This is a genomic window from Mesorhizobium sp. RCC_202, assembly GCF_041355295.1.
In the GTDB taxonomy this organism is placed as follows: domain Bacteria; phylum Pseudomonadota; class Alphaproteobacteria; order Rhizobiales; family Rhizobiaceae; genus Mesorhizobium.
On sequence record NZ_JBFUPO010000004.1, the window covers coordinates 530018 to 556073 of the forward strand.

Sequence of the window (26056 nt, forward strand, 5' to 3'; positions counted from 1 at the left end):
CCCTACTGCCTTACTCCCCTGAAAGCGGAGCACTTTATGCTTGGACGCCTCAATCATGTCGCGCTTGCCGTGCCGGATCTGGCCGCCGCGACCGCAATCTATCGCACGACACTTGGCGCGCGGCTCAGCGAACCGCAGGCGCTGCCGGAACATGGGGTGACCGTGGTGTTCGTCGATGTCGGCAACACCAAGATCGAGTTGCTGGAGCCGTTGGGCGAGGCTTCCCCCATCGCCGCATTTCTCAACAAGAACCCGTCAGGCGGCATGCATCATGTGTGCTACGAGGTCGACGATATCCTTGCCGCGCGCGACCACCTCAAAGCGAGCGGCGCCCGGGTACTTGGTGACGGCAATCCCAGGATCGGGGCACATGGCAAGCCGGTGCTGTTCCTGCATCCCAAGGATTTCTTCGGCACATTGGTCGAACTGGAGCAGGCATGAACTGGGTTCTGTTCGCCGCATTGTTCTTCGTCACCTGGTGGCTGGCGCTGTTCATTGTTCTGCCGTTCAGCCTGCGCACGCAGGACGACGATAAGGATGTCACGCTGGGCACCGTTTCCAGTGCGCCGCGCGGGCCGCATATGCTGCGCGCTTTCATCCGTGCGACGATCGTGACGGTGGTCGTGATCGGCACCCTCTACGGCTTGACGATGGGCCTGGGGTTCAGTTTCGACGACGTCATGCGCATCATGCCGGACTTCAGGCCGGATGCCAGTCACTGAAGCTGGCTCCACAGTTTCCGCAAGTATTACGCAGTAAACGCGCGCCAAGGTTGAAATCGGAAGCCGGCTTCCGATTTTTGCGGTTTTGCCAGGCTAAAGCTGTTGGGCAGGGGAGCGTGCTAAGCAGATGATTGCACAAAAAAAATGCAAGGCACAAGGCCTTGCAATTTAAACGCGTCCGATCCGTTTCCGGTGTCCGGCGGCAGCGAGTAACCGCGCCTAGATCGCATCCTCCCAAGACTTTGACCGCGTAGGAGAGCAGATTTTTCTCTGCCCTCTCGGTTATCGGCGCACACTAGACCAAGGCAGATGAAAATGTCACGAAGAATTTTGCCCTGAAACGGGCAATATCGTGCTGCACTGCACAATAGTGTAGCATAGCTTGCTTCTGAATCGATCAAATAGCGGTATTCGGCATTTCGGGGCCTCGACTGACTTTTTGGTCGGGTTCAGAAGCCCCCAACACTTTAGGAGGCTCGGGTTTCAATTCGGCCATGAAATGGCTATGAAGCGCGGGCAAAGCAGCCTCGTCGCGCCGATTCCGGCGCGCTCTTCTCATTTACGGACCAGTCCATGCGTTTGTCGCGCTATTTCCTGCCCATTCTCAAAGAAAATCCCCGCGAGGCCGAAATCGTCTCGCACCGGCTGATGCTGCGCGCCGGCATGATCCGCCAGCAAGGGCAGGGCAGCTTTTCCTGGTTGCCGCTCGGCAAGCGCGTGCTGGACAAGGTCTGCCAGATCATCCGCGAGGAGCAGAACCGTGCCGGCGCGCTGGAAATCCTGATGCCGACCATCCAGTCGGCGGATCTGTGGCGCGAAAGCGGGCGCTACAATGACTATGGCAAGGAGATGCTACGCATCAAGGACCGGCAGGACCGCGACATGCTCTACGGTCCGACCAATGAGGAAGTGGTCACCGAGATTTTTCGCGCTTATGTGAAGTCTTACAAGGACCTGCCGCTCAATCTCTACCACATCCAGTGGAAGTTCCGCGACGAGGTGCGGCCGCGATTCGGCGTCATGCGTTCGCGCGAGTTCCTGATGAAGGACGCCTATTCCTTCGACCTCGATTTCGAGGGCGCGCGAGCGGCCTACAACCGCATGTTCGTGTCCTATTTGCGAACCTTCACGCGAATGGGGCTGCAGGCGATACCAATGCGCGCTGACACCGGTCCGATCGGCGGCGACCTCAGCCACGAATTCATCATCCTGGCCGACACCGGCGAGAGCCAGGTGTTTTGCGATCGCGCCTATCTTGCGCTCGACGTGCCCGGTGCCGACACCAACTTTTCCGACGACGCCGAGATCGGCGACATCGTGAAGACTTGGACCACGCCTTACGCCGCCACCGACGAGATGCATGACGAGGCGGCCTGGGAGAAGCTCGGCGAAGCCGACCGGGTCTCGGCACGCGGCATTGAGGTTGGCCACATCTTCCATTTCGGCGACAAATATTCGAAGCCGCTGAACGCCAAGGTGACCGGACCCGACGGCAAGGATCATTTCGCCTCCGGCGGCTCCTACGGCATCGGTCCGTCGCGGCTGGTGGCGGCGATCATCGAGGCCAGCCATGACGAGAACGGCATCATCTGGCCGGAAGCGGTGGCGCCGTTCGATATCGGCCTGATCAACATGAAGGTGGGCGACGCCGAATGCGACCGCGTCTGCGACGAGCTTTACGCGGCGCTGAGCGCGGCCGGCAAGGACGTTCTCTATGACGATACCGACCAGCGTCCAGGCGGCAAGTTCGCCACCGCGGACCTGATCGGCCTGCCCTGGCAGGTGATCGTCGGCCCGCGCGGCGTGGCCGCCGGCGAGGTCGAGATCAAGAACCGCAAGACGGGCGAGCGCGAGACGCTGCCGGTCGCAGAAGCGAAGAAGCGCCTGGGTGTCGCCGCATGAGCGAAGCGGCGGCGACCCGGTCAGCGGCAGGTGCATTCTCGGGCTTCGAGCGCATGGTGGCGTGGCGCTATCTGCGTTCGCGACGCAAGGAGACGGTGATTTCGGTCATCGCCTCGATCTCCTTCCTCGGCATCATGCTCGGTGTCGCGACGCTGATCGTCGTCATGGCGGTGATGAACGGCTTTCGCGCCGAGTTGCTGACGCGCATCCTCGGCGTCAATGGCCATCTGATCGTGCAGCCGCTCGATTCGCCGCTTGAGGACTATGCCCAGGTGGCGGGCCGCATCAACGGCGTCCCGGGCATCAAATACGCGATTCCCCTGATCGACGGCCAGGTGCTGGCGCAAGGCAATGTCGGCGGCGGCAGCGGTGCGCTGGTGCGCGGCATCCGCGGCGGGGATCTCGGCAAGATCTCGATCGTTGCCAGCAACATCAAGGAGGGGACGCTCGACGGCTTCGACACCGGCGAAAGCGTGGCGATCGGCAAGCGCATGGCGGAGAACCTCGGCCTCGTGCTCGGCGATACCATCACGCTGATTTCGCCCGACGGCGACGTGACGCCGCTCGGCACCACGCCGCGCATGAAAGGCTACAAGGTGGCGGCGATCTTCGAGGTCGGCATGTCGGAATATGACAGCTCGATCGTCTATATGCCGTTTTCGGAAGCGCAGCTCTATTTCAACATGGACGGGCGGGCGCAGACCATCGAGATCTATGTCGACAATCCAGACAATGTCGACGCCTTGAAGCCGCTGGTCGAGCAGGCGGCGCAGCGGCCGATCGATATCGTCGACTGGCGGCAGCGCAACGAGACCTTCTTCTCGGCCCTGCAGGTCGAGCGCAACGTCATGTTCATGATCCTGACGCTGATCGTGCTGGTGGCGGCGCTCAACATCATTTCAGGCCTCATCATGCTGGTGAAGGACAAAGGCCATGACATCGCCATCCTGCGCACCATGGGCGCCTCGCGCGGCGCGATCCTGCGCATCTTCCTGATGACGGGGGCGGCGATCGGCGTTACCGGCACGATCGCCGGCGTGCTGCTCGGCGTCGTCATTTGCCTCAACATCGAATCGATCCGCCAGTTCTTCTCCTGGATGACCGGCAAGATCCTGTTCAATCCCGAGCTTTATTTCCTCAGCCAGCTGCCGGCCAAGATGGATCCGCGCGAGACCACCTATGTCGTGATCATGGCGCTCGGCCTGTCGTTTCTAGCAACCGTGTTTCCGGCCTGGCGGGCAGCCCGGCTCGATCCCGTCGAAGCCTTGCGGTACGAATGATGGCCGAGACCATTATCGAACTGAAGGGTGTGGAGCGGCACTATGTCCAGGGGCCGCGCAAGCTCACCATTTTGAACGGCGCCGATTTCTCGCTGCGGCGCGGCGAGATGGTGGCGCTGGTGGCGCCGTCGGGCACCGGCAAGTCGACGCTGCTCCATACCGCGGGGCTGCTGGAGCGGCCCGACGCCGGCGACGTGATCCTTGGCGGCCGCGCCTGCGGCCGGCTGTCGGACGAGGACCGCACCGCCATCCGCCGCAACGATGTCGGCTTCGTCTATCAGTTCCATCACCTGCTGCCGGAATTCTCGGCGCTCGAAAACATCATGATGCCGCAGTTGATCAAGGGGCTGCCTCACAAGGACGCATCCGAGCGGGCGGCGCAGCTTCTCGATTACATGCAGATCGGCAAGCGCGCGCAGCACCGGCCGTCTGAACTTTCGGGCGGCGAGCAGCAGCGCGTGGCGATCGCGCGAGCCGTGGCCAACGCGCCGCTGGTGCTGCTCGCCGACGAGCCCACCGGCAATCTGGACCCGGTGACTGCTTCCTACGTCTTCGACGCGCTGGAGGCGCTGGTCCGGCAATCGGGATTGGCGGCGCTGATCGCGACCCACAATCATGAGCTGGCGGGTCGCATGGATCGACGCGTGACGCTGGCCGAGGGCAAGGTCGTGCCGCTTTAGGGCACGGCGATACTCAGGTGAGGCCGGCCTGCGAAAGGCGGCTTCCTGCGCTTCCGGTGCTCGCGTACTTCAAGTACGCTCCGCTCCGGTTCTCGGAATCCACCATTCTCGACTCGGCCTGACCTGAGTCTCGCCATGCCCTCGCCGGCGTTGGGCGGCTCGCCATTCCCGCGTCAACCTTTCCTTAACCCTGCAGAAATCGACCGTCCGGATTCGGTCTCGATGGTGCACAACGGGCGTTGACTTTGAAACAAAATTAGAACAAATTGCGAACATATCAACAACAGGAGAGAAGTTATGTCTGATCTGGTTCAGGATGTCGTCTCGCTGGTTTGCATGAGCACCTTCCTTGTTTCCATGGCGATCTGGATCGGCGCCATGTGATCAGGCGGCATGATCGCCGCTGGGACGGGCAGGCGCCCGTCCATTGCTTGGGACGGGCGAAGGGTCCGCCCACTATTCGGGACAGGCGAAAGCAGCCCGTCCGGGACGAGCAAAGGGCTCGCCCGTTGTCGGGACGGGCAAGAGCCCGCCCGTTGTTAAGTCTTTCTTGGCCGTGCCGCCGCTAGGGTGCCCTTCAAGACAGGAGCATAGGCAGTGTCGGTCATTGTCACGGTCACACTCGTGGCCGGAAATCTCGGACTGATCTTTTTGCTGATGACGGTGCCGCTCGGTCTGCGCACGGTTACGGTCAGTCGTGTGATGCGAGCCGAGCGGGCCCGCCTCTGGCAGGCGCTGTGGCCGTTCGGCAGCGATGCCGGCTGGTCCGGCGAAATCCTCTCGGCCGAAGCTTTGGACGGCCACGGGACGGCGTTGATCAAGCTGTCCTGGGAGGGCCGGGACGGCCAGCCGATCGACCGCAAGGCGCGGTTCGAGGATGTCGTGGAAGGGAGCCGTTTCTCGATGCGCGTGATCGAGGATACGGCGCTCGATCCGTCGTTCTGGGCCAATTATCGCGAGACCACCGCGCTTGCGCCCGAAGGCGGGGCCACGCGGGTGACGCTTAGCCAGACCGACCGCTATCGCGGCGTCGCCTTCCTGATCTTCCGCTTCTTTGCCATGCGTCGGGAACTGCGCAAGCTGGAGATCTGGGCGGCAACCGGCAAATACCGCAAGGGCGGCTGGTTCGAGCATCCGGTAAGCCAGGTCGGCTTTGCCGTGCTATCGGCCTTCATCCTGTGGCCGTTCTTCGGCCTCAACATCGGCGGCTTCGCGCTGGCTGCCATCCTGACCTCGGTGGTCGCGCTGCACGAGCTCGGCCACATGGCGGCGTTCCGGCTGATGGGACATCGCCGGGCACGCATGATCTTCATTCCATTGCTTGGCGGCATCGCCATGGGCGGCAGGCCCTATGACAGCCGCTTCGAGGTGGCGTTCGTGGCGCTGATGGGCGCGGGCTTCTCGGCGTTCCTGGTGCCGCTGCTGATCGCCGCCAACGGTTTTGCCAGCGCCGAAGGGCACCGTCTGGCCGCGGCGCTGCTGGCGACGCTGGCCGGCTGCGCGTCACTCTTCAACATCGCCAATCTGGTGCCGGTGTGGAAGTTCGACGGCGGCCAGGTGCTGCGCCAGATCTGTTCCGGGCCGATAGCGCTTGCGCTGGCGTCGTTCTTCCTTCTATCGGCGCTTCTGGCGCTTGGCTGGATGGCCGGTTTTTCACCGAGCTTCCTGCTGATTGCCGGCGCGGTGTTCTCGATCCTCAGCCTGCTCACCATGGGCAGCGGCGTGAAGCCGCGTCACGAGTTGAAGCCGATCCAGCCCTTCGACCGGCTGGCGATGGCCGGCGCACTGCTCGCTGTCTTTGCCATCCATGGCTACGGCATGCTGTGGGCGTCGGCGCAGTTGATGTAGAGTGCGTTGATATTCAGGTGATGCCGGCCTGCAAACGCTGGGCTCCTGCGCTTCCGGTGCTCACGTACTTTAAGTACGCTCCGCTCCGGTTCTCGGAACCCACCGTTTTCGACTCGGCCCGACCTGAATCTCAACACACTCTGGCCAGCTCAGCCCGCCTTTCGGGCCTTGTCGGCCACTGGAACTGCCGCAGGTCCGAACACGCCCTCAAAAGCGGATTTCAGCGCGAGGTCGAGATCGGCCATGGTCACCGGCAGGCCGAGATCGACAAGGCTGGTCACGCCGTGGTCGGAGACGCCGCAAGGCACGATGCCGCTGAAATGGCCGAGTTCCGGCTCGACATTGATGGCGATGCCGTGAAAGCTCACCCAGCGCCTGAGCCTGATGCCGATGGCCGCGATCTTGTCCTCGGCTGGCGAGCCGTCCGGCAGGGCAGCGCGGTCCGGCCGTACCACCCAGACGCCGACGCGATCCTCGCGCCGCTCGCCGCGCACGTTGAAGGCGGCCAGCGTGCCGATGATCCAGTCTTCCAGCGCGGCGACGAAGGCGCGGACATCCTCGCGCCGGCGCTTGAGGTCGAGCATCACATAGGCCACCCGCTGCCCTGGGCCGTGATAGGTGTATTCGCCGCCACGTCCAGCGGCAAAGACCGGGAAGCGATCGGGCTCGATCAGATCCTCGCTGCGGGCGCTGGTGCCGGCGGTGTAGAGCGGCGGATGCTCAACCAGCCAGACCATTTCGCTTGCTGCCCCGGCGCGGATCGCCTCGGCGCGCGCTTCCATGAAGGCAAGGGCTTCAGGATATGCGGTGAGGCCCGGCTCGATCACCCATTCGACCGGCGCCGAGCCGGGCAGGGGCAGGAACGACGTGGCGATCTGGCTGCGTTCTGTCATGGCTTTTCGTTTGTTCGCTCAAAGCACGCCGGCTTCCAAACCATTTTGCGCTTTGGCCGGAATGAATTTGCCTTTCATATGGCGGTATCTGGCCAAAACGTCCAGTTCGCCTCGCATTTCGGCCTTCCCGACCGTTATGCCAATTCCCGGCGATTATTGTACAGCGTGCCCTTGTTTCGCCGGAAACGATTTGCTACACGCCGCGAGCCGGTTCGTTCCGGCTCCTACCACGTGCGGTCGTGGCGGAATTGGTAGACGCGCAGCGTTGAGGTCGCTGTGGGGCAACCCGTGGAAGTTCGAGTCTTCTCGACCGCACCAAATTCTCCCTTGAAATCCGGACGGATCAGGCCTGTTTGCCAAGGCTGAGCCCGGCGTCAGCTCTCGACATCCTGGTGTATCTTGAACCCAAGTAGCGTTTTGGCAGCCTTCCTGCTTACGCGAGGACGACCAGCACGATAGGCGAGCACAGTGAGCAGTGCTTGGTCCTGTCGGTGATTGGCGCGGCTTGAACCCTCTGGCGCGACGCAGTCCTTGATCAGGGCGTACCGCGCCCAGTCTTCAAGCAGGCTGACGCCTCGCGGGTTGCGCATGTCAAACGCCACGCAAGCGGCGTTGAGGTTGCGAAAATCGCTTTTCCAACCCGCTGGCAGGTCGAGATAAGCCAGCATAGCCGGATGGGTAAATTCCGAGATCGTCCCCTGCGACTGCGGGCAATAATAGCCTTCGCACCGTGCCTCGCGCCGCAGTTCGCGCAGTGGTTCGGTGACGATGTTGCCGGCGTCCATCCAGCAGACGATTTCCCGGCTTTCGCGGGCCACGTCGCCGATCATTTGCGGCTTCCAGGCGTATTGGCCGGCCGCGATCCTGATATCGAGGAAGGCCGGATATTTCGAGAATTCGAAGGCCCTGAATTCGTAGTCGAAGCGCGACTTCAGATGGCCGAGTTGGGCGGCGGTCATGCCAAGGTCGTAGACGAAGACCCGCGCGGTCGGCTCGTGGCGTTGAATGCTGGCGAGCAGGTTCTCCAGCGAAAGCGCATGGCTTGCGTCGCTCGCCGCCACCAGGGCCAACTTGTCCGTGGCGAAACAACGTCGCACCCGGTCGAAAAGCATCCTCATGGGATACTGCTCTAGCAAAGTCTAGTTGGCGGTGCACATACTTCCGTGCGGCGTTTCACCTAACGGACATTTCTTCGATTGGGTTGGTCGATCCTACTTTGGCGCTTATTAACATCGACGATTGTGGAGAGTAACCAGGCTGCGCAACTGAACCAGCGCCGCGTCGCGCTCCGGCAACCGCTGCGAGGCCGGTCTGTCCGCGAAGGCTACGCAGCCTTCTTCGTCCGCGACAGCGTCTCGGCCACCACCTCGCCGAACGACGCTGGCGTCGGCACGATGACGACGCCGGCGTCCTTGAGGATCTCAACCTTTTCCTGCGCCGACTCGCCGAACGCCGAGATGATGGCGCCGGCGTGGCCCATGCGGCGGCCTTTCGGCGCCGAAAGCCCGGCGATGTAAGCGATCAACGGCTTCCTCATATTGTCGCGGGCCCAGATCGCGGCTTCGGCTTCCTGCGGGCCGCCGATCTCGCCGATCATCACCACGGCGTCGGTGTCGTCGTCGCGCTCGAAGAGCTGCAGGATGTCCTTGAAGGACGAGCCGTTGATCGGATCGCCGCCGATACCGACGCTGGTCGACACGCCGATGCCCAATGCCTTCATCTGCGAGGCGGCCTCGTAGCCGAGCGTGCCGGAGCGGCCGACGATGCCGACGCGTCCAGGCAGATAGATGTTGCCCGGCATGATGCCCATCAGCGCCTGTCCGGGCGTGATGACGCCGGCGCAGTTCGGCCCGACCAGCCGCATGCGGTCCTCGAAGCGGTAGCGGCGCATGTAGCGCTTGACCTGCATCATGTCCTGCGAGGGTATGCCGTCGGTGATGCACACGCAAAGTTTGATGCCCGCGTCCGCCGCCTCCATGATCGAATCGGCGGCGAAGGGCGGCGGCACGAAGACGATGCTCGCCTCGGCGCGCGTCTCGCGTACCGCGCCCTTGACGGTGTTGAAGACCGGCAGGCCGAGATGCGTCTGGCCGCCCTTGCCGGGGGTGACGCCGCCGACCAGCTTGGTGCCGTAGCGCTTCATATCGTCGGCATGGAAGCTGCCGATCTTGCCGGTGAACCCTTGCACGATGACGCGGGTGCTGCGGTTGAGCAGGATTGCCATTTTATTCGACCTCCCTCAGGCTGCTTTTTTTGTCTTGGTGGCGGCGCGCCAGGCGGCGACGGCCTTGTCGGCGGCTTCGGCCAATGTCTCGGCGACGATCACCGCCTCGCCGGAATCGGCCAGGATCTTACGGCCTTCCTCGGCCCTGGTGCCGGAGAGGCGCACCACCAAAGGCACGCCGACGCCGACCTCGCGGATTGCCTTGACGACGCCCTCGGCGACCCAGTCGCAGCGGTTGATGCCGGCGAAGATGTTGACCAGGATGGCCTCGACATTCTTGTCGCCGAGCACGGCGCGGAAGGACTTCGCCACGCGCTCGGGCGAGGCGCCGCCGCCGATGTCGAGGAAGTTCGCCGGCTCGCCGCCGGCGATCTTGATCATGTCCATGGTCGCCATGGCGAGACCTGCGCCATTGATGATGCAGCCGATGTTGCCGTCCAGCCCGACATAGGAGAGGCCACGATCGCTGGCGAAGGTCTCGCGCGGATCTTCCTGGCTCTTGTCGCGCAGCTCGGAGATTTCCGGGCGTCGAAACAGCGCGTTCTCGTCGAACGACATTTTGGCATCGAGCGCGACGAGATTGCCGTCGCGCGTCACCACCAGCGGATTGATCTCCAGCATCGAGGCGTCGTAGTCGCGGAACACCTGGTAGCAGCCGAGGATGGTTTCGGTGGCCTTGCCGATCAGATTGTCCTCGAGCCCAAGGCCAAAGGCGATCTCACGCGCCTGAAAGCGCTGCATGCCGACGCCGGGATCGACGGCGGCGCGGATGATCGAGTCGGGCGCCGTCTCGGCGATCTCCTCGATCTCCATGCCGCCGGCGGCCGAAGCGACGATCATGACGCGCTCTTCCTTGCGGTCGAGGACAAAGCCGAGATAGAGCTCCTGCGCGATGTCGACGGCTTCCTCCAGATAAAGCCGCGAGATCAGCTTGCCGCGCGGGCCGGTCTGGTTGGTCACCAGCTTGCGGCCAAGCATCGCTTCGGCGGCGTTGGAGATCTCCTCGTCATTGGCGCAGAGCTTTATGCCGCCGGCCTTGCCGCGCGCGCCGGAGTGAACCTGCGCCTTCAGCACCCATTTGGCGCCACCGATCTCCCTGGCACGGTAGGTCGCCTGCTCGGGGCTGTAGGCGAGGCCGCCGCGCGGCACATGCACGCCGTGGCGGGCAAGCAATTCCTTCGCCTGGTATTCGTGAATGTCCATTTTGTCCTCCCGGTGTTTTCTACTGCGCGGCGACGCGCGGCTGGCCGGCGCGTTCGATCGCCTCGTTGACCACCAGCACGTTGCGAGCCATGCGCTCGGATGCCGCGTCGATCATCTTGCCGTCGAGCGCGGCGGCGCCTTTGCCCTGTGCCTCCGCTTCCTTCAGCACTTCCAGGATGCGCCTGGCGCGGGTGACCTCTTTCTCCGGCGGCGAAAACACGTCGTTGGCCAGAGCGATCTGCGAAGGATGGATCGCCCATTTGCCCTCGATGCCGAGGGCGGCGGCGCGCCTGGCGGCCGCCTTGTAGCCTTCGGGATCGGAAAAATCGCCGAACGGTCCGTCGATGGCGCGCAAGCCGTAGGCGCGGCAGGCGACTGTCATGCGCGACAGAGCGAAATGCCACTGGTCGCCGGGATAGTCGGGATTGAGCCCGCCGATGTTGACGGTGCGGGCCTTGTTCGAGGCAGCATAGTCGGCGACGCCGAAATGCATCGCTTCCAACCGTCCGGGCGTCGCCGCGATCGCCTCGACATTGGCCATGCCGAGCGCGGTCTCGATCAAGGCTTCGAGGCCGACGCGGGTCTTGAAGCCCTTGGCCATCTCGATCTGGTTGACCATGGCTTCGACCATATAGAGGTCGGCCGGCACGCCGACCTTCGGCACCAGGATGGTGTCCAGCCGGTCGCCGGCCTGTTCCATGACGTCGACCACGTCGCGGTACATGTAATGCGTGTCGAGGCCGTTGATGCGCACCGAGACTGTCTTGCCCTTGGCGCGCCAGTCGATGTCGTTCAGCGCCTGGATGATGTTCTTGCGGGCACGTTCCTTGTCCGGCGGCGTCACCGCGTCCTCGATGTCGAGGAAGACGAAGTCGGCGGCGCTGCTTGCCGCCTTGTCGATCATCTCGGGGCTGGAACCCGGGACCGCCAGTTCGCTGCGCTGCAGCCGGAGCTTCTTCAGATGGTTGATGGTGTGGCTCATCTTGCGCTCCTCACGCCGCCTTGGCGACAGGCACGTCGGCGGTGCGCCGGAAATGCTCGATCGCCGCCGCCACGCCGGAGCCCGGCGCCAGCCGTACGCCGCAGTCGAGCAGCGCCATTTCGGCCGCCGACAGCGAGGCGCAGACCATCACCTCGTTCAGCCAGCCGAGATGGCCGATACGGAAGACCTTGCCGAACACTTTGTTGAGGCCGCCGCCGAGCGATGTCCGGTAGGCGCTGTAGGCGCGCTTGACGACGTCGCCGCTGTCGATGCCTTCCGGCACCAGGATGGCGCTGACCGTATCGGAATGCCATTTCGGCGCCTTGGCGCAGAGTTTCAGCCCCCAGGCATCGGCCGCCTTGCGCACGCCTTCGGCGAGGCGATGATGGCGAGCGAAGATGTTTTCCAGCCCTTCCTCGGCGATCAGGTCGAGCGAGGCGCGCAGGCCGCGCAGCAGCTGCGTCGCCGGCGTGTAGGGGAAATAGCCGGCATCATTGGCACGGATCATGTCCTCGAAGGAGAAGAAGCAGCGCCGGTGGGTGGTGCTCCTCGAAGCGATAAGCGCCTTCTTGCTGACGGACAGGAAGCCGAGGCCGGCGGGCAACATGAAACCTTTCTGAGAGCCGCTGACGGCGCAGTCGACGCCCCATTCCTCCTGGCGGAAGTCGATCGAGCCGATCGAGGAGACGCCGTCGACGAAAAGGAGGGCCGGGTGGTTCGCCGCATCGAGCGCGGCGCGGCAACCGGCGACGTCGCTGGTCACGCCCGTCGCGGTCTCGTTCTGGGTGCAGAACACGGCCTTGATGAGATGCGCCTTGTCGGCCTTCAGCCGCTCGGCATAGAGCTCGAGCGGCACGCCGGTGCCCCATTCGCAGTCGATGAGGTCGACGTCGAAGCCGAGGCGTTCGGCCATGTCGACCCACAGATGCGAGAACTGGCCGAAGCGCGACATCAGCACCTTGTCGCCGGGGCTCAGCACATTGGTCATCGCCGCTTCCCAGGCCCCGGTGCCGGACGACGGATAGATGAAGACGCGGCCGGTTTCGTTCTTGAAGACGCGCTTGATATCCTCGAACAGCGGCAGTGTCAGATCGGGGAAGGAGGCGGCGCGCATGTCCTCCATCGGCAGGTTCATGGCCTGCCGGACCTGTTCGGGAATGTTGGTAGGCCCGGGGATGAAAAGATGCGTGAACCCAGCCATGCGCGAAACTCCTCCAGTCACGTGGGATTGTGGAGGAAGTCTCGTTCCTACGCCGGATCACGACAACACCTTGCCGGGTAAGGAGTTGGCCCGCGCGGGTGGGACGACCCTACCCGATTGGCCTACCCGATTGGCCACTCGGGCGGCCTACCCGAAAGGCGACTTCGGAGGGCGGCGCTTCTCGCTGGCATAGAGCGCGACGGCCATGGCGCGGTTGCGCACGTCCAGTTTGTCGTAGAGGTTCTTGAGGTGATACTTCACCGTGTTCTCGGAGATCCCGGTACGTGTCGCGATCTGCAGATTGGTCCAGCCGTCGGACAGCACCGCGAGCAATTCACGCTCGCGCACGGTGAGGCGCGACAGCGGCGTGTCGTTAACCTTGTTGATGTCGATGTAAGGAATGCAGATGCGGCCATGCGCGACGGCAAGAATGGTGTCGAAGATGATCGCGGGATCGTCGAACTGGAAGCAATAGCCCTGCGCGCCGAGGCGCACGCATTGCTTCAGGATGCCGATGTCGTGGTCGTTGGAAAACACCGTGACGCGCACGCCGAGCTGTCGGCTCTGGATCTCGGCCAGGATGTCGGCGCCGTCCATGTCGGCTAGCTTCCAGCCGATCACCGCGACGTCGAATTTGACGGTGGCGGCCATATCGAGGAACTGTGCGCCGCTCTGCACGGCGTCGAGCAGATCGAAGCGGCCGTCGCATTCCAGCATTTCACGCAGCGCCGAGACGACGAATGGATTGCGTTCGGCAACGACCACACGAACGCGCCGCTCGCTATTTTTCTGAGTTGTCTTCCCGGACTTGATGTTCAAGGGCAGCGTTTTTGTCCTCGACCGATTGGACGATGCGCCGACAGACGATGCATCAGGACAATTCTGCCCCAACGGCAGGCGGGTGCTCTTTCCCCAGCGACATCAACTGTCGCGTCGGCTGAAGGCATTGTCGCACCGGCGACGCATTGCAATTCAGCGCCTCCAGAGGGCTGGATTGTCGAGGGATTCCCTAGGCTATTCCGGGCTCTAACGCGAGATCTAGCCAAGACGAATCCCGTCGTTGCGCTATCTGCCGAACACGTCTTGGATTTTCCCAAAAGCGGTTTCCGGTTTTTTGGGTCATGCGCTAGACCTGATTTGAAACCTTCAGGATTCTGATGGCGGGAGGCGCTGGTGGAAGGTCAGGACAGACAGACGCCGGCCAGTGAGCACCACGCCGACATTTATGGCGAGGACGGCGCTGTGCGGGCACCCTTCCTGGCCCAGATTGGCGCGGCGATCGCCGATCGCGACACGATCACCCTGAAGCGTGAAGTCGACGACCTGCATCAATCCGAACTCGGCGACGTGCTCGAGGCGCTTCATCCCGAACAGCGCCGCGCCCTGGTCGACCTGCTCGGCGCCGATTTCGACTTTTCCGCGCTGACCGAGGTCGACGAGGCAATCCGCCTCGACATCGTCGACAATCTGCCGAACGCGCAGATCGCTCAGGCGGTGCAGGAGCTCGATTCCGACGACGCCGTCTACATTCTGGAGGACCTCGACCAGGAGGACCAGGACGAGATCCTGTCGCAACTGCCGTTCACCGAGCGGATCAGGCTGCGACGGGCGCTCGATTATCCCGAAGAGACAGCCGGCCGGCGCATGCAGACGGAGTTCGTCGCCGTGCCGCCCTTCTGGACCGTCGGCCAGACCATCGATTACATGCGCGAGGACAAGAACCTGCCCGAGCGCTTCAGCCAGATCTTCGTCATCGATGCGAGCTTCAAGCTGATGGGCGCTATCGACCTCGACCAGGTCCTGCGTGCCAGGCGCGCGGTCAAGGTCGAGGACATCATGCATGAGACCTCGCACGCGATCCCGGCCACGATGGACCAGGAAGAAGCGGCGCGGGAATTCGAGCAGTACAATCTGCTTTCGGCTGCCGTGGTCGACGAGAACGGGCGCCTGGTCGGCGTACTGACCATCGACGATGTGGTCGACGTCATCCAGGAAGAGGCGGAGGAGGACCTGCTGCGCATGGGCGGCGTCGGCGACGAAGAGCTGTCCGACACCGTGCTTGCCACCTCGCGGTCGCGCGTGCCGTGGCTGCTGGTCAACCTTTTGACGGCTTTTCTTGCTGCCTCGGTAATCAGCCTGTTCGACCATACGATCGAGCACATCGTGGCGCTGGCCGTGCTGATGCCGATCGTCGCCGGCATGGGGGGCAATGCCGGCTCGCAGACCATGACGGTGACGGTGCGGGCGCTGGCGACCAAGAACCTCGATATCTACAATGCCGCCCGCATCATCCGTCGCGAAGTCGGCGTCGGTTTCATCAACGGCATCGTCTTTGCGGTGCTGATCGGCATGGTTGCCGGGTTCTGGTTCCGCGACCCCAATCTGGGCGGCATCATCGCGGCGGCGATGATCATCAACATGTTCGCCGCAGCCCTTGCCGGCATCCTTATTCCGCTGGTTCTCGACCGCTTCAAGATCGATCCGGCGGTGGCCTCGGCTGTCTTCGTCACCACCGTCACGGATTGCGTCGGCTTTTTCGCCTTTCTCGGGCTGGCGACCTGGTGGTTTAGAGTTCCCTAAATCAATCGGCTGCCGTTAATTGACTTTTACGTAAATGCCATGCGAGGTTGCCTCGGGGTCAGGTGCCGATTCCGGCATGGGACGGGTTTGATCGGAGGAAAGGGCGCGTCGCGCAACGACGATGCCTGGACGTTCGGGCGTGGGAGCGAGAATGCGGGAATATTATACGATCACCGAGTTGACGCGCGAATTCGACGTGTCGACGCGGACGTTGCGGTTTTACGAGGACGAAGGGCTGGTGCAGCCGGTACGGCGTGGCCGCACAAGGCTGTTTCGCCCGTCCGACCGGCACCTGATCCGTCAGATCATGCGCGGAAAGCGGCTTGGCTTCTCGATCAACGAGATCCGCGAAATCATCCAGATGTACAAGGAGCCGCCCGGCGAGGTTGGCCAGCTCAAGCTGATGATCCGACGTATCGAGGAAAAGCGCGAGGATTTGCGCCAGAAGCGGCGCGACCTCGAGGAGACGCTGGCCGAACTCGACCAAGCCGAGGAGTCGTGTGTCGAGCGGCTGGTCGAGCTGGGCGTGAATACCTGAGTGGACTCGGCGATGGCTCGTTTCGACGCAAACGTTCGAGACTGGCCGGAGTCTCCGGAGCCTCGTCATTCTAGGGCGAAGCAGGAGCGAAGCTCCGTCGCGTAGACCCTAGAATCCATTCCGTGACCTTGAACGAAGGGCGCAGCGGCGCAGAATTCTGAAGTGTAGCGGCGACTTGGAGGTCGCGGCATGGATCGTCGGGTCTGCGCCGCGTCGCTTCGCTCCTTGCTTCGCCCGTGGATGACGAAGAGACGAACGTCTTGGCCAATCGCCGAAGTGTGTAGTCTCTACCAATGACCGCGCCGGCTCAAATCCAGCGTCGCACCCGCTTGGCGTAGTCGCGGTATTTCTTGCCGAACTTGGCGGTGAGCATCTTCTCCTCCTTTTCGATCGCCAGCTTCTGCGTGGCGAAGGCGGCGAGGAAGGCGAAGAGCAGGAACCAGGCGATGCCGGTGATAAGGGCAACACCGATCAGGAGCAGTGTGTTGGCAAGATACATCGGGTTGCGGGTGATGCCGAACGGGCCCGACGTCACCAGATGCTCGGGCTCGGCGTTGGGATCGAGCGTCGTTTTCGCCCGCATCATGGCGCGGATCGCGGTGATCCAGAGCATGACCACGCCAAACAGGGCGACCAGTCCGACGCCGAACAGGAGGTCGCCGAGAAGGTCGCCGATCCAGGGCAGCGGATAGAAGATGCCAAGCGCGACGCTGAGCGCGATCGCCACGATATAGATCACCGGCGGCCAGGGAATGATGCCGCGCCTTGGCTTTGCGATGTCCGTCATTGCTGCCCTCCCTGCATCTTGCTTTCCGTGGCGGCGGTGCAGGTGCTTGCCAGGTCGGTAAGATGCGATCTCCAGATGCTGGACTGGTCGTTGCTGTAGAGCTTGTCGAGCGAGCCTTCGCCCTTGAGCGTGTCCAGCATGCAGCCACAATAGCTGGAACAGAACGTGCTGTCCTGCTGTTGCTCGCATTGCGCCTGGCAGGCCGGAAGGAAGCTGGCGTCCTTGTCTTGCGGCGGCGCCGGCATGACCTGCGAGACGAGCCACACCGAGCCGAACAACAACGGCTGATGGATCAGATAGAAGGCGAGGCTGTGCCGGCCGATGAAGATCAGCGGGTTCGACCAGCGGCCAGGCGTCCATGTCCCCAATCGCGCCAACAGCCCGGATGAGGAGGCAAGCTTGACTGACGCGATGCCGAGCAGGACGGCGCCGAACCAGGGAAACAATGGCACATAATCGTTGGAGCGCGGATTGGTTGCCGACAGGCCGACCCACCACAGCGCCGGGTGGTCGAAGACCTCCGAGCGCAGATAGTAGGGTGCCGCGATGACGGCCGCCGCGGCGATCGCCGTCAACAGCGCCGGCAGCCTGAGGAAAGCGAGGCCAAGCAGGCTCGCCAGCGCGATCTCGTGCAGGATGCCGAAGAAGATGAAGCCGTCCGGCGTGACCAAGTAGGTGACAGCGGAAATGGCGATCGCCGCGACGGCAACCATGGCAAAGCGTTTCCAGAAACTCGGCCAGCGGATCTGCTTTCCATGGGCGAGGAACAGGCTGACGCCGACCAGGAACAGGAAGGTCGAGGCGATGCAGCGCGCATAGAACTTCCACCAGCCGAAGGCGGTGAGGGCGGGAGCTGTGTAGCCGAAGTTTTCGAGATCCCAGGTGAAATGGTAGCTCGCCATCGCGATCAGCGCGATGCCGCGCAGGAGGTCGAAGGCGGTGATGCGGCCGGGCTTCGCTGCGTCCTGCACAGGGTCGCTCGTCGTTTGAAGGCTCATCGTCACGCAATCCGATTCCGTCGTGCCAAACGACTATCACGGTTCAAGTGGACGACAGAAGCAGGCGGCATCAATGCATTTCATGGCAGCCATGAAATTCCGCCTTGGGCCAGCGGCGGAAAGCCTTTGACAGGCTTCGTTTTTCGGCCGTTCAGGGTCGGTTTCCTGCTACCGGGCAGCGACTGGTCCGGCCAGATTTGAGGCGTGATTCACTTTCGGAGAGCCGATGTCCACCCATGTGCGCCATCCGATATGGCTGCCCGCTTTGCGGCCGGCCGACGCGCGCACTTTCGCTTCGCTCTATGCGGTCGAATCCTTCGCCCGTGCCACGATCTCCAGCGTCATCCCGATCCAGGCCTACGAGATCCTGCACAATGAGCAGATCGTCTCGATCCTCTACACGATCGTCTCGCTCACCGGCCTGTCGGTGACCTTGTTCATGCCGATGCTCATCCGCCGCTTTGCGCGGCGCTGGGTCTACACCGCCGGTTGCCTGTTGCTGGCGATCGGCTCGGCCTTCTTCGTCACCCACACGCTGTGGGGACAACTGGCAGGCATGCTCTGCCGCGTGATGGGGGCCAGCGCACTGTCGATCACGCTCAACCTCTACATCATGGACCACATCCGCAAGACCGACTTCATGCAGGCCGAATCGCTGCGCATGGCGTGGTCGATGTTTGCCTGGACCGGCGGACCGACGCTCGGCATCTTCCTTTACACGCGCTTCGGCATCTATGCCGCGCATGGCGCGGTCGTCGTCTTCGCGCTGGCGCTGCTGACGCTGTTCTGGGTCTATCGGCTGAGCGACAACCAGTCGATCCGCCCCGGCAAGACGCGCCCCACCAATCCGCTTGCCAATATCGGCCGTTTCGTGCGGCAGCCGAGGCTGCGGCTTGCCTGGCTGATCGCCTTTGGCCGCTCCTGCTTCTGGACGACATTCTTCGTCTACGGCCCCCTGTTCATGGTCATCACCGGCCAGGGCGAATTAGCCGGCGGTCTGCTGGTCTCAGCCGGCAATGCGCTGCTCTTCATGGCGATCTTCTGGGGCAAGGCGGGCAAGCGCTTCGGCGGGCGGCGGGTGATGACCTTCGCCTATTTCGCGATGGCTGCCATGCTGTTTGCGGCCGGCGGCGTCGGCGAAGCCGCGCCGCTGCTTACCGGCGCATTCCTGCTTTGCGGCGCCTTGTTCACGATTGCGCTCGATGCGCTGGGCTCGACCGTCTTCATGCGTTCGGTGCGGTCCTATGAAAGGGCGCAGATGGCGGCGGTCTACCGCACCTATCTCGACTTTTCCGAGCTGACGCCGCCACTGGTCTATTCGGTGGTGCTAGCTTTCTTCGGCCTCGGCTCGGTGTTCGTCACGCTCGGCCTTCTGGCCGCGTTTTGCGGCTTCTTCACCTGGCGCTATCTGCCGAAATCATTCTGATCCAGCCTGGAATGCGGCGTGGCGCGCGCGCACCCATTCGTGGAAGCGGTGGAGATCATACTCCTCGGGCATCAGCACGCCAGCCTGATGGCGCGTCGAGCGCAGGCCCTTCTGGTTGACCTCGCAGATTGCGGCGTCCTCCTCCAGCACCTGCGTGCCGAAGGCGACGATGTTGTCGATGTCGGTTTGCGCCAGCGCATCGGGCGCAAACAGCCATTCGGCGGTGAGCTCGGTCTGCTCGGGGCCGAGCGGCGCCAGCCGCACCGTGCGCACATAATCGGCATGGCCGACGATGAACATCGAAGGCAGCGCTGTCGCATAGATCTGGCCGGCGGCACGCTCGGCCGGCGTCAGGCCGGCAAAGACCGGGCCATGGACACGTCCGTCGCGCGACCAGGTTTCGGCGCCGGCGCGCAGACCGCCGGAAAACTCCGGCGCGTCATTGTCGGCGTGACGCGTCCATTCCGGATCGTCGTGCCGGGACATCAGGCCGCGGCCATAGATCGGCACCAACCGCGACAAATCCTTGTGCACGCCGGGGCAGTGCAGGCATTCGTTGAAGTTTTCCCAAAAGATCTTCCAGTTGCAGTTCATCACCTTGCTCAGCCGGTGCCCGGTGACCAGCGTTTCCAGCGGCCAGTTGGACAGGTCACCTGAGGCCGGATCGAAAGCGGTTTGCGCCGATCCCGCAGCATCTTCGGCAAGATTGATGAAGACGAAGCCGCGCCACACCGACAACGCCACCCGATAGAGCGGATAGTCGGCCTTGTCGAAGCCTTCGGGCAACGATTTCGACGGCACGCGCACCAGGTCGCCACGCAGCGAATAGGACCAGGCGTGGTAGGGGCAAGTGAGCAGCCTGGCTTTCAGCCGTCCGGCGCTTTCCTGGCAAAGCTGCGAGCCGCGATGCCGGCAGGTGTTGTGGAAGGCGCGCAGGGCGCCGGTCTCGTCGCGCAGCACGACGATCTCCTGGCTGCCGATGCGGAATGTTCGGAAGGCGAGGGGCTCGGCGAGGTCAGCCTCGCGGCAGACCATCAGCCAGCTCCGGTACCAGATGGCGTCGAGGTCGCGCCGGTAGGCGTCGGCGTCCCAATACGCCGCCGACGGCAAGGTCGGTTGCAGGCTGGTCAGACCGTTATAGAGGTCGCGCTCGCTTGGATTGGGCTGCATCGGCGTCTCCCTGGCAGCCTCAGCCGACACCCGGCCAATGGAGTTGTCAATCGCCGGTCGTCCCGGATTGTGGCGCCAGCGCGGGGACCTTAAGGTCGCGCGCATGTTGCTAAGAACCATGTCGCTGACCGAGGAACTGGTCGCCCGCTGTTTTCGTACGGTCGAGGACACCGGACCGGACCCCGATGCGCAGCACCTGAACGACGCCGACTATGATGAAATAGTGCGCATGCTGGAGGCTGAGCTTCCAGCCACTGAACCGCTCTGGCTGTTTGGCTATGGCTCCTTGATCTGGAAGCCCGAGATCGAGCATGTCGAGGAGAGGGTGGCCCTGCTGCGCGGCTGGCACAGGTCTTTTTGCATGAACATGACGCGCTGGCGGGGGACCAAGGAAAATCCGGGCCTTATGATGGCGCTGGACCGAGGCGGACAATGCAAGGGCGTGGCCTTTCGTCTCGGCGATGGCGACAGGCGCGGGCAACTCGACAAAATCCTGCGGCGCGAGGTAACGCTGAAGCCGACCAGCTACCATACGCGTCTGCTCAATATGACGAGCGACGTCGGACCGGTGCGGGCGCTGGCCTTCGTCATCAACCGCCAGGGCACCACCTATGCCGGCCCACTCAGCGAGGACGAAGTGGTCGAAAGGCTCGCGACGTCCTGCGGCCATTGGGGTTCGGGCGCCGATTACCTCTTCAACACGGTGAAAAACCTGGAGCAGCGCGGCATCCACGATGCGCATCTGTGGCGGCTGCAGCAGCTCGTTGCCGCCCGGATCGCCGCTTCATAAAAGGCCGTGCCGCAATCGCGCCCCGCATTGGCGGAATTTGGTTTGCCGGCCAAAGCGCTTCTGCCTAGAGTCGCGGCTCGCTGCCATTCGTGGCCAGGACAAGATTCAAGCCAAAGATGAAAGGCCCCCGAATGACCGGCGCGACAGAAGCGAGCGGCGATGCCCCTTCCGATCGCAAAGTGACCTTCATCCTTGGCGGCGCGCGCTCGGGCAAGAGCACGTATGCCGAGAGCCTGACGACCGCCTATCCGTCGCCCTGGGCCTATATCGCCACCGCGCAGGCCTATGACGACGAGATGCGCGAGCGCATCGCGCTGCATCGGTCGCGACGCGGCGAAGGCTGGGTGACCGTCGATGCGCCGCTCGACCTGGTGGAGGCGATCGGGGCCTTGCCGGACCACCGGCCGGTGCTGATCGACTGCCTGACCTTGTGGCTGACCAATCACATGCTGGCCGACCATGATGTCGAGGCCGAGTGCCGGCGACTGGCGGATGTGCTGTCGCGGCCGCGCGGGCCGTGGTTCGTTGTGTCGAACGAGGTTGGCCTCGGCATTGTGCCCGACAACGTGCTGGCGCGCCGGTTCCGGGACGCTGCCGGCCGGCTGAACCAGCAGGTCGCGGCCGTCGCCGACAACGTTCTCATGATGGTGGCGGGGCTGCCGCTCAAGGTGAAATGACATGGCTGATATCGAAGACAAGGAAGCGGACCGCCATCGCGCCAAGATGGCCAAGCGCAAGGCGGTGCAGGATGCCGAGGTTGCGGGCAAGACGATCGAGAAGGGGCTGCTGATCGTCAACACCGGGCCGGGCAAGGGCAAGACCACGGCGGCCTTCGGCCTGGCGCTGAGGATGCTGGGCTATGGCAAGCGGGTCGGCGTCGTCCAGTTCATCAAGGGCAAATGGCATACCGGCGAGAAAGACGCTTTCGCCGCCTTTGGCGATCGCGTCGTCTGGCATGCGATGGGTGAGGGCTTCACCTGGGAAACCCAGGATTTGAAGCGCGACGTTGCCGCGGCTGAAGCCGCCTGGGCCAAGGCTGAGGAACTGATCGCCGACCCGTCGATCAGCCTGGTCGTGCTCGACGAGCTCAACATCGCGCTGCGCTACGACTATCTCGACCTGGAAAAAGTGGTCGCGGCGCTGAAGGCGAGGCGCGAGGACCTGCATGTCATCGTCACCGGCCGCAACGCCAAGCCGCTGCTGGTCGAGGCCGCCGATCTCGTCACCGAGATGGGGCTGACAAAGCATCATTTCGCGGCCGGCGTTAAGGCGCAGCAGGGAATAGAGTTTTAGCCAGTTATCGTGACGGTAACGGCGATGGCGACCGCCGACAGGACCGCGAACAGGCCGATCAGCAGCCAGTCGGCGACACGGTAGAGTTTCAGCGCCTGGCGGATGTCGGTGCTTTCGGCCTCGCGCCGGCCGCCTTCGCCCATATGGGCGTCCTCGACCAGTTCGCCGCCATAGCTGCGCGGCCCGGCCAGCGACAGTCCCAGCGCGCCGGCCATCGCGGCTTCCGGCCAGCCGGCATTGGGCGAGCGGTGTTTTTTGGCGTCGCGGCGCATGACCTGCCAGGCCGCGCGTGGTTCCGCGCCGGGCACAAAAAATGCGGCGAGCACGATGAGCAGACCGGTGAGTCGCGCCGCCGGCAGGTTGATCCAATCGTCGAAGCGGGCGGCGGCCCGGCCGAAGGCTTCATATTGCGGCGTGCGGTGGCCGATCATCGAATCGGCGGTGTTGGCGGCCTTGTAGGCGGCACCGCCGGCAAGCCCACCGATGCCGGTCCAAAAGGCCGGCGCGACGATGCCGTCGGAGAAATTCTCGGCCAGGCTTTCGATCGCGGCGCGGGCGACGCCGGCCTTGTCGAGCTTTTCGGGATCGCGGCCGACGATGCGCGATACCGCGATGCGGCCAAGCGTCAGTCCGCCGGTCTCCAGCGCGTCGGCGACGGCCTCGACATGCTCGGCGAGACTTTTTTGCGACAGCAGCGAGGAGCCGAGGATGGCGGCGATAACCAGGCCGGTTGGAAAGATCAGCCAGAGCAGGACATGCAGCGCCAGGCCGATGGCCGCCGGCACCAGCACGATGACCAGCAACGCCCGCACGCCCTGACGGCGACGCGCTTCGTCGGAATCAGTGGCGCGGTTGAGCCGGCGATCGAGAAAGGATATCAGCCTGCCTATCCAGGTGACGGGATGGCCGATGGCGTTGACCAGCCAGTCCGGGTAGCCCAGGACACGTTCAACGATCAGGGACAGGAAGGCGATCAGGATCGACATGAAGCTTCTTGGTGGAGCGGTTGCTGCGGTAGATCACGGCGGATCCCTTGGTCGGGCGAGAGCGCTCTTCCCTCACGCGCCATTGCCTTTCGTCGACCTTTCGACGGGTATCAATCCGCACTCCTATCCGCTTTTCGAACTGCCTGCCACCACCTTTTGGCGACTTCCGGAAGGCGCGCGCAACCATGAGCTGAAGGCAATCGCGGCGAGCACCTATGGCGCGCCCTCGGCGGCGCATGTCGCAGCCGCTCCCGGCACGCAGATCCTTCTGCCGCGCGTCGCCTCGCTGGTTAAGCCCGGCAAGGCGCTGGTGCTCGGGCCAACCTATGCCGAGCACGCCAGGGCATCCGCGATTGCCGGCCATGCCGTGGCCGAAGTCAGCGATATCGATGCCCTGGCGGAGGCGGATCTAGCCATCCTGGTCAACCCGAACAATCCGGACGGACGCGTGATCGAACGAAGCCGTCTGCTTGATCTCGCCGCGAGGCTTCGCGCCAAAGGCGGTCTGCTGGTCGTCGACGAAGCTTTCATGGATGTCGGCCCCGTCGGGCAAAGCCTGGCCGGCTATGCTGGCGAGGGCGGCATTGTCGTTCTGCGCTCGTTCGGCAAGTTCTTCGGCCTTGCCGGCATCAGGCTGGGCTTCGCGCTGGCCGATCCGCTGACGGTCGAGCGGCTGGAGACGCAGCTCGGCCCCTGGGCCGTGGCCGGTCCGGCGCTCGAATACGGCATCCGCGCGCTGTCGGACACAGCATGGCAGGCCGACATGCGCCGGCGCCTCGCGGCTGACACCGAGCGGCTTGACGCTCTCTTCAACCGCTTCGGCGCTCCGGTCGCGAGCGGTACCTCTTTGTTTCGCTATTTGTCTCTTGCCGATGCCAAAAGCCTGTTCTCGGCGCTCGGTGAGCACGGCGTGCTGGTGCGTCATTTTGCCGAGCGGCCTCGGGTTCTGCGCGTCGGCTTGCCGGGTACGGAAACAGAATGGGAGCGCCTTGAAAACGCGCTTGTAGCCTGGACTTCACGGCGCGAGGATGCGTCGAAGGAGACCGCGCGATGATCCATGTCTGTTCGCTGGCGAAGGTAGACCAGACGGTCGCAAGGACCGGAGCGCAGCGGCTGTTGTCCCTGCTTGCCGCCGGCACCGAGGTGACGCGTCCGGCCTCGATCCAGGCGGAAAACCATCTGCATCTGGTCATGCACGACATCGCCGTCGCGCAGGAGGGCATGACGGTGCCGGGGGAGGCGCATGTGCGCGCCTTGCTCGATTTCGCCTATCGCTGGGACCGCGCAAAGCCCATGGTCGTGCATTGCTATGCGGGGGTGAGCCGCTCGACCGCCTCGGCCTATATCATAGCGGCCGCGCTGGCGTCCAAACGTGACGAAATGGAGCTCGCCAGGACGCTGCGCTTTCTCTCGCCGACAGCGACGCCCAACCCACGGCTGATCGCGGTTGCCGATGTGCTGCTCAAGCGCGACGGCCGCATGATCGCGGCGATCGAAGCTATCGGGCGCGGCGCCGACGCTTTCGAAGGCGTTCCGTTCGAGCTCGCCATCGAGGGATAGCTACAGCAGCCACTCGGCAAGCTTCGCCTCACGGACATCCGTGACCAGGCTGATGAAACCGTCGGCCTGGTGCTCGGCGGTCAGCCGGCCTTTCTCGGCCGTGGCGATACCGGCGTCGCCGACCACGCCGTTGGCGTTGAGGTCGCTGGCGATCCAGGCGAAGGCATGCATTCCGGTGTGACGCAGCAAGCCGAATTCCTTTTCGGCGCGGCCGACATTGGAGACGAAATTGTCGGCCTTGCCCATGTCGACGAGGTCGGGCCGGAAATGCAGCATCAGCGAGGTCTCGACGTCACCGCCATGGATGCCGTGGCGGTCCTCAAGCTCGGTATACATGCCGGCCGGTCGGCCAAAGCGCTGCCAGCTCGTCTTCACCGCCAGCATTTTGGCGCGCACCCGCAATTCGCGCGTGATGATCCCCATGATCTCTTCATTGCCGCCATGCGAATTGACGACGATCAATTTTCTCACCCCGGCGCGCGCGACCGACAGGCCAAGCTCGGTCCAGGCGTCGACCAGCGTGGTGGCCGGCAGCGTGAGCGTTCCCGGCGCGTGCAGGTGCTCGTTCGACTTGCCCACCGCTTGTACCGGCAGGATGCGGATGTCGAGATCGTCGGGCAGCCGCGCGATCACCGTTTCCAGCATGCCGGTCATGATCGAGGTGTCGGTCGAGACAGGCAGATGCGGGCCATGCTGCTCGATAGCGGCGACCGGCAGCACGGCAATCGTCGCTTCGGCGTCGATCGAGGCGTATTCGGTGGTTCGGTAGTCGCCCCACCACACTCGTCTTTTCGTCACTGTCGTCTCCCGATCGGTCTGCTCTAGAGCGGTTCAGCGTTTCACGGAATCGCAGAACCATTCTAACTTTTTGTTTTTACGCAATTCCGGACGGAAAACCGTTACACACTTGTCCTGGAATTGCTCTAAGGCCTGTTGATATTCAGGATTCCCATCCGGGGCTGAGCGTGATTCAAGCTTCGGATGGAACGATTC

Annotated in this window: 26 protein-coding genes and 1 tRNA gene; 15 read left to right on the forward strand and 12 right to left on the reverse strand. The window is 63.6% G+C overall.

Going from position 1 to position 26056, the window contains the following annotated elements:
* The first annotated feature begins 36 nt into the window (after positions 1 to 36).
* From mce to AB6802_RS12710, 6 genes are all read left to right on the forward strand, one after another.
* A complete protein-coding gene (gene mce / locus AB6802_RS12685) occupies positions 37 to 441 on the forward strand; it encodes a methylmalonyl-CoA epimerase (protein WP_371010430.1) in 405 nt (134 codons plus the stop codon).
* Positions 438 to 722: a DUF1467 family protein gene (locus AB6802_RS12690; RefSeq protein WP_371010431.1), complete on the forward strand. Its 285-nt coding sequence runs from the start codon at positions 438 to 440 to the stop codon at positions 720 to 722. Before mce ends, AB6802_RS12690 begins: the two co-directional genes overlap by 4 nt.
* Positions 723 to 1295: 573 nt before the next feature.
* Complete coding sequence (proS, locus tag AB6802_RS12695; RefSeq protein WP_371010432.1) at positions 1296 to 2624, forward strand: proline--tRNA ligase; 1329 nt, start codon at positions 1296 to 1298, stop codon at positions 2622 to 2624.
* On the forward strand, positions 2621 to 3904 hold the full coding sequence (locus tag AB6802_RS12700; protein ID WP_371010433.1) for a lipoprotein-releasing ABC transporter permease subunit: 1284 nt from the start codon (positions 2621 to 2623) through the stop codon (positions 3902 to 3904). Before proS ends, AB6802_RS12700 begins: the two co-directional genes overlap by 4 nt.
* Positions 3904 to 4584 carry an ABC transporter ATP-binding protein gene (locus AB6802_RS12705; RefSeq protein WP_371010434.1) on the forward strand — a complete coding sequence of 227 codons (681 nt, stop codon included), beginning with the start codon at positions 3904 to 3906 and terminating at the stop codon, positions 4582 to 4584. The genes AB6802_RS12700 and AB6802_RS12705 overlap by 1 nt, the downstream gene beginning before the upstream one ends.
* A gap of 597 nt (positions 4585 to 5181) precedes the next feature.
* Entirely contained in the window at positions 5182 to 6432 is a 1251-nt protein-coding gene (locus tag AB6802_RS12710; RefSeq protein ID WP_371010435.1) for a site-2 protease family protein, read from the forward strand.
* 149 nt (positions 6433 to 6581) lie between these two features.
* Here AB6802_RS12710 and lipB read toward each other — a convergent pair whose 3' ends face one another.
* Positions 6582 to 7325, reverse strand: coding sequence for a lipoyl(octanoyl) transferase LipB (gene lipB, locus AB6802_RS12715; RefSeq protein ID WP_371010436.1), 744 nt, complete (start codon positions 7323 to 7325; stop codon positions 6582 to 6584).
* A gap of 233 nt (positions 7326 to 7558) precedes the next feature.
* Here lipB and AB6802_RS12720 point away from each other — a divergent pair.
* Positions 7559 to 7643: transfer RNA gene (locus AB6802_RS12720), tRNA-Leu, on the forward strand.
* A gap of 56 nt (positions 7644 to 7699) precedes the next feature.
* Here AB6802_RS12720 and AB6802_RS12725 read toward each other — a convergent pair.
* The 6 genes from AB6802_RS12725 to AB6802_RS12750 form a co-directional block, all read right to left on the reverse strand.
* Positions 7700 to 8443 (reverse strand): DUF1647 domain-containing protein, encoded by a 744-nt coding sequence (locus AB6802_RS12725; protein WP_371010437.1) that lies wholly within the window; start codon positions 8441 to 8443, stop codon positions 7700 to 7702.
* 206 nt (positions 8444 to 8649) lie between these two features.
* Positions 8650 to 9549, reverse strand: a complete 900-nt coding sequence (sucD, locus tag AB6802_RS12730) for a succinate--CoA ligase subunit alpha (protein WP_371010438.1) — start codon at positions 9547 to 9549, stop codon at positions 8650 to 8652.
* A 15-nt stretch (positions 9550 to 9564) separates the two neighbouring features.
* Positions 9565 to 10752 (reverse strand): malate--CoA ligase subunit beta, encoded by a 1188-nt coding sequence (locus AB6802_RS12735; RefSeq protein WP_371010439.1) that lies wholly within the window; start codon positions 10750 to 10752, stop codon positions 9565 to 9567.
* Between the two features lie 19 nt (positions 10753 to 10771).
* The gene (locus AB6802_RS12740) at positions 10772 to 11734 is read right to left on the reverse strand and encodes a CoA ester lyase (RefSeq protein ID WP_371010440.1); all 963 of its coding nucleotides are present in this window, start codon (positions 11732 to 11734) and stop codon (positions 10772 to 10774) included.
* Positions 11735 to 11744: 10 nt separating this feature from the next.
* Positions 11745 to 12935 carry an aminotransferase class V-fold PLP-dependent enzyme gene (locus AB6802_RS12745; protein WP_371010441.1) on the reverse strand — a complete coding sequence of 397 codons (1191 nt, stop codon included), beginning with the start codon at positions 12933 to 12935 and terminating at the stop codon, positions 11745 to 11747.
* Between the two features lie 147 nt (positions 12936 to 13082).
* Entirely contained in the window at positions 13083 to 13754 is a 672-nt protein-coding gene (locus AB6802_RS12750) for a LuxR C-terminal-related transcriptional regulator (RefSeq protein WP_371010442.1), read from the reverse strand.
* 354 nt (positions 13755 to 14108) lie between these two features.
* Between AB6802_RS12750 and mgtE the strand changes: the two genes are divergently transcribed.
* Both mgtE and AB6802_RS12760 read left to right on the forward strand, forming a co-directional pair.
* A complete protein-coding gene (mgtE, locus tag AB6802_RS12755; protein ID WP_371010443.1) occupies positions 14109 to 15515 on the forward strand; it encodes a magnesium transporter in 1407 nt (468 codons plus the stop codon).
* 151 nt (positions 15516 to 15666) lie between these two features.
* Positions 15667 to 16053, forward strand: coding sequence for a MerR family DNA-binding transcriptional regulator (locus AB6802_RS12760; protein WP_112100024.1), 387 nt, complete (start codon positions 15667 to 15669; stop codon positions 16051 to 16053).
* A 307-nt stretch (positions 16054 to 16360) separates the two neighbouring features.
* On the opposite strand, the gene AB6802_RS12765 is transcribed toward AB6802_RS12760, so the two are convergent.
* A complete protein-coding gene (locus AB6802_RS12765) occupies positions 16361 to 16840 on the reverse strand; it encodes an isoprenylcysteine carboxylmethyltransferase family protein (RefSeq protein ID WP_371010444.1) in 480 nt (159 codons plus the stop codon).
* Positions 16837 to 17838, reverse strand: coding sequence for a heparan-alpha-glucosaminide N-acetyltransferase (locus AB6802_RS12770; protein ID WP_371010445.1), 1002 nt, complete (start codon positions 17836 to 17838; stop codon positions 16837 to 16839). Before AB6802_RS12770 ends, AB6802_RS12765 begins: the two co-directional genes overlap by 4 nt.
* A gap of 226 nt (positions 17839 to 18064) precedes the next feature.
* Here AB6802_RS12770 and AB6802_RS12775 point away from each other — a divergent pair, with 226 nt between their 5' ends.
* Positions 18065 to 19264, forward strand: a complete 1200-nt coding sequence (locus AB6802_RS12775; protein ID WP_371010446.1) for an MFS transporter — start codon at positions 18065 to 18067, stop codon at positions 19262 to 19264.
* On the opposite strand, the gene AB6802_RS12780 is transcribed toward AB6802_RS12775, so the two are convergent.
* The gene (locus AB6802_RS12780; protein ID WP_371010447.1) at positions 19256 to 20434 is read right to left on the reverse strand and encodes an aromatic ring-hydroxylating dioxygenase subunit alpha; all 1179 of its coding nucleotides are present in this window, start codon (positions 20432 to 20434) and stop codon (positions 19256 to 19258) included. The two genes, AB6802_RS12775 and AB6802_RS12780, sit on opposite strands and share 9 nt — an antisense overlap.
* Positions 20435 to 20537: 103 nt before the next feature.
* On the opposite strand from AB6802_RS12780, the gene AB6802_RS12785 reads away from it, so the two are divergent.
* The 3 genes from AB6802_RS12785 to cobO all read left to right on the forward strand — a co-directional run bounded on the left by AB6802_RS12785 (position 20538) and on the right by cobO (position 22517).
* Complete coding sequence (locus tag AB6802_RS12785) at positions 20538 to 21224, forward strand: gamma-glutamylcyclotransferase (RefSeq protein ID WP_371010448.1); 687 nt, start codon at positions 20538 to 20540, stop codon at positions 21222 to 21224.
* Between the two features lie 131 nt (positions 21225 to 21355).
* A complete protein-coding gene (gene cobU / locus AB6802_RS12790) occupies positions 21356 to 21901 on the forward strand; it encodes a bifunctional adenosylcobinamide kinase/adenosylcobinamide-phosphate guanylyltransferase (RefSeq protein ID WP_371010449.1) in 546 nt (181 codons plus the stop codon).
* A 1-nt stretch (position 21902) separates the two neighbouring features.
* Entirely contained in the window at positions 21903 to 22517 is a 615-nt protein-coding gene (gene cobO / locus AB6802_RS12795) for a cob(I)yrinic acid a,c-diamide adenosyltransferase (RefSeq protein ID WP_371010450.1), read from the forward strand.
* Here cobO and cbiB read toward each other — a convergent pair.
* Positions 22514 to 23503 carry an adenosylcobinamide-phosphate synthase CbiB gene (cbiB, locus tag AB6802_RS12800; protein ID WP_371010451.1) on the reverse strand — a complete coding sequence of 330 codons (990 nt, stop codon included), beginning with the start codon at positions 23501 to 23503 and terminating at the stop codon, positions 22514 to 22516. The two genes, cobO and cbiB, sit on opposite strands and share 4 nt — an antisense overlap.
* On the opposite strand from cbiB, the gene cobD reads away from it, so the two are divergent.
* Entirely contained in the window at positions 23502 to 24557 is a 1056-nt protein-coding gene (gene cobD / locus AB6802_RS12805; RefSeq protein WP_371010452.1) for a threonine-phosphate decarboxylase CobD, read from the forward strand. The genes cbiB and cobD overlap by 2 nt on opposite strands.
* Positions 24554 to 25063 carry a tyrosine phosphatase family protein gene (locus tag AB6802_RS12810; RefSeq protein ID WP_371010453.1) on the forward strand — a complete coding sequence of 170 codons (510 nt, stop codon included), beginning with the start codon at positions 24554 to 24556 and terminating at the stop codon, positions 25061 to 25063. Before cobD ends, AB6802_RS12810 begins: the two co-directional genes overlap by 4 nt.
* On the opposite strand, the gene AB6802_RS12815 is transcribed toward AB6802_RS12810, so the two are convergent.
* On the reverse strand, positions 25064 to 25861 hold the full coding sequence (locus tag AB6802_RS12815) for a creatininase family protein (RefSeq protein WP_371010454.1): 798 nt from the start codon (positions 25859 to 25861) through the stop codon (positions 25064 to 25066). It abuts the gene before it with no gap.
* Positions 25862 to 26056 lie beyond the last annotated feature (195 nt).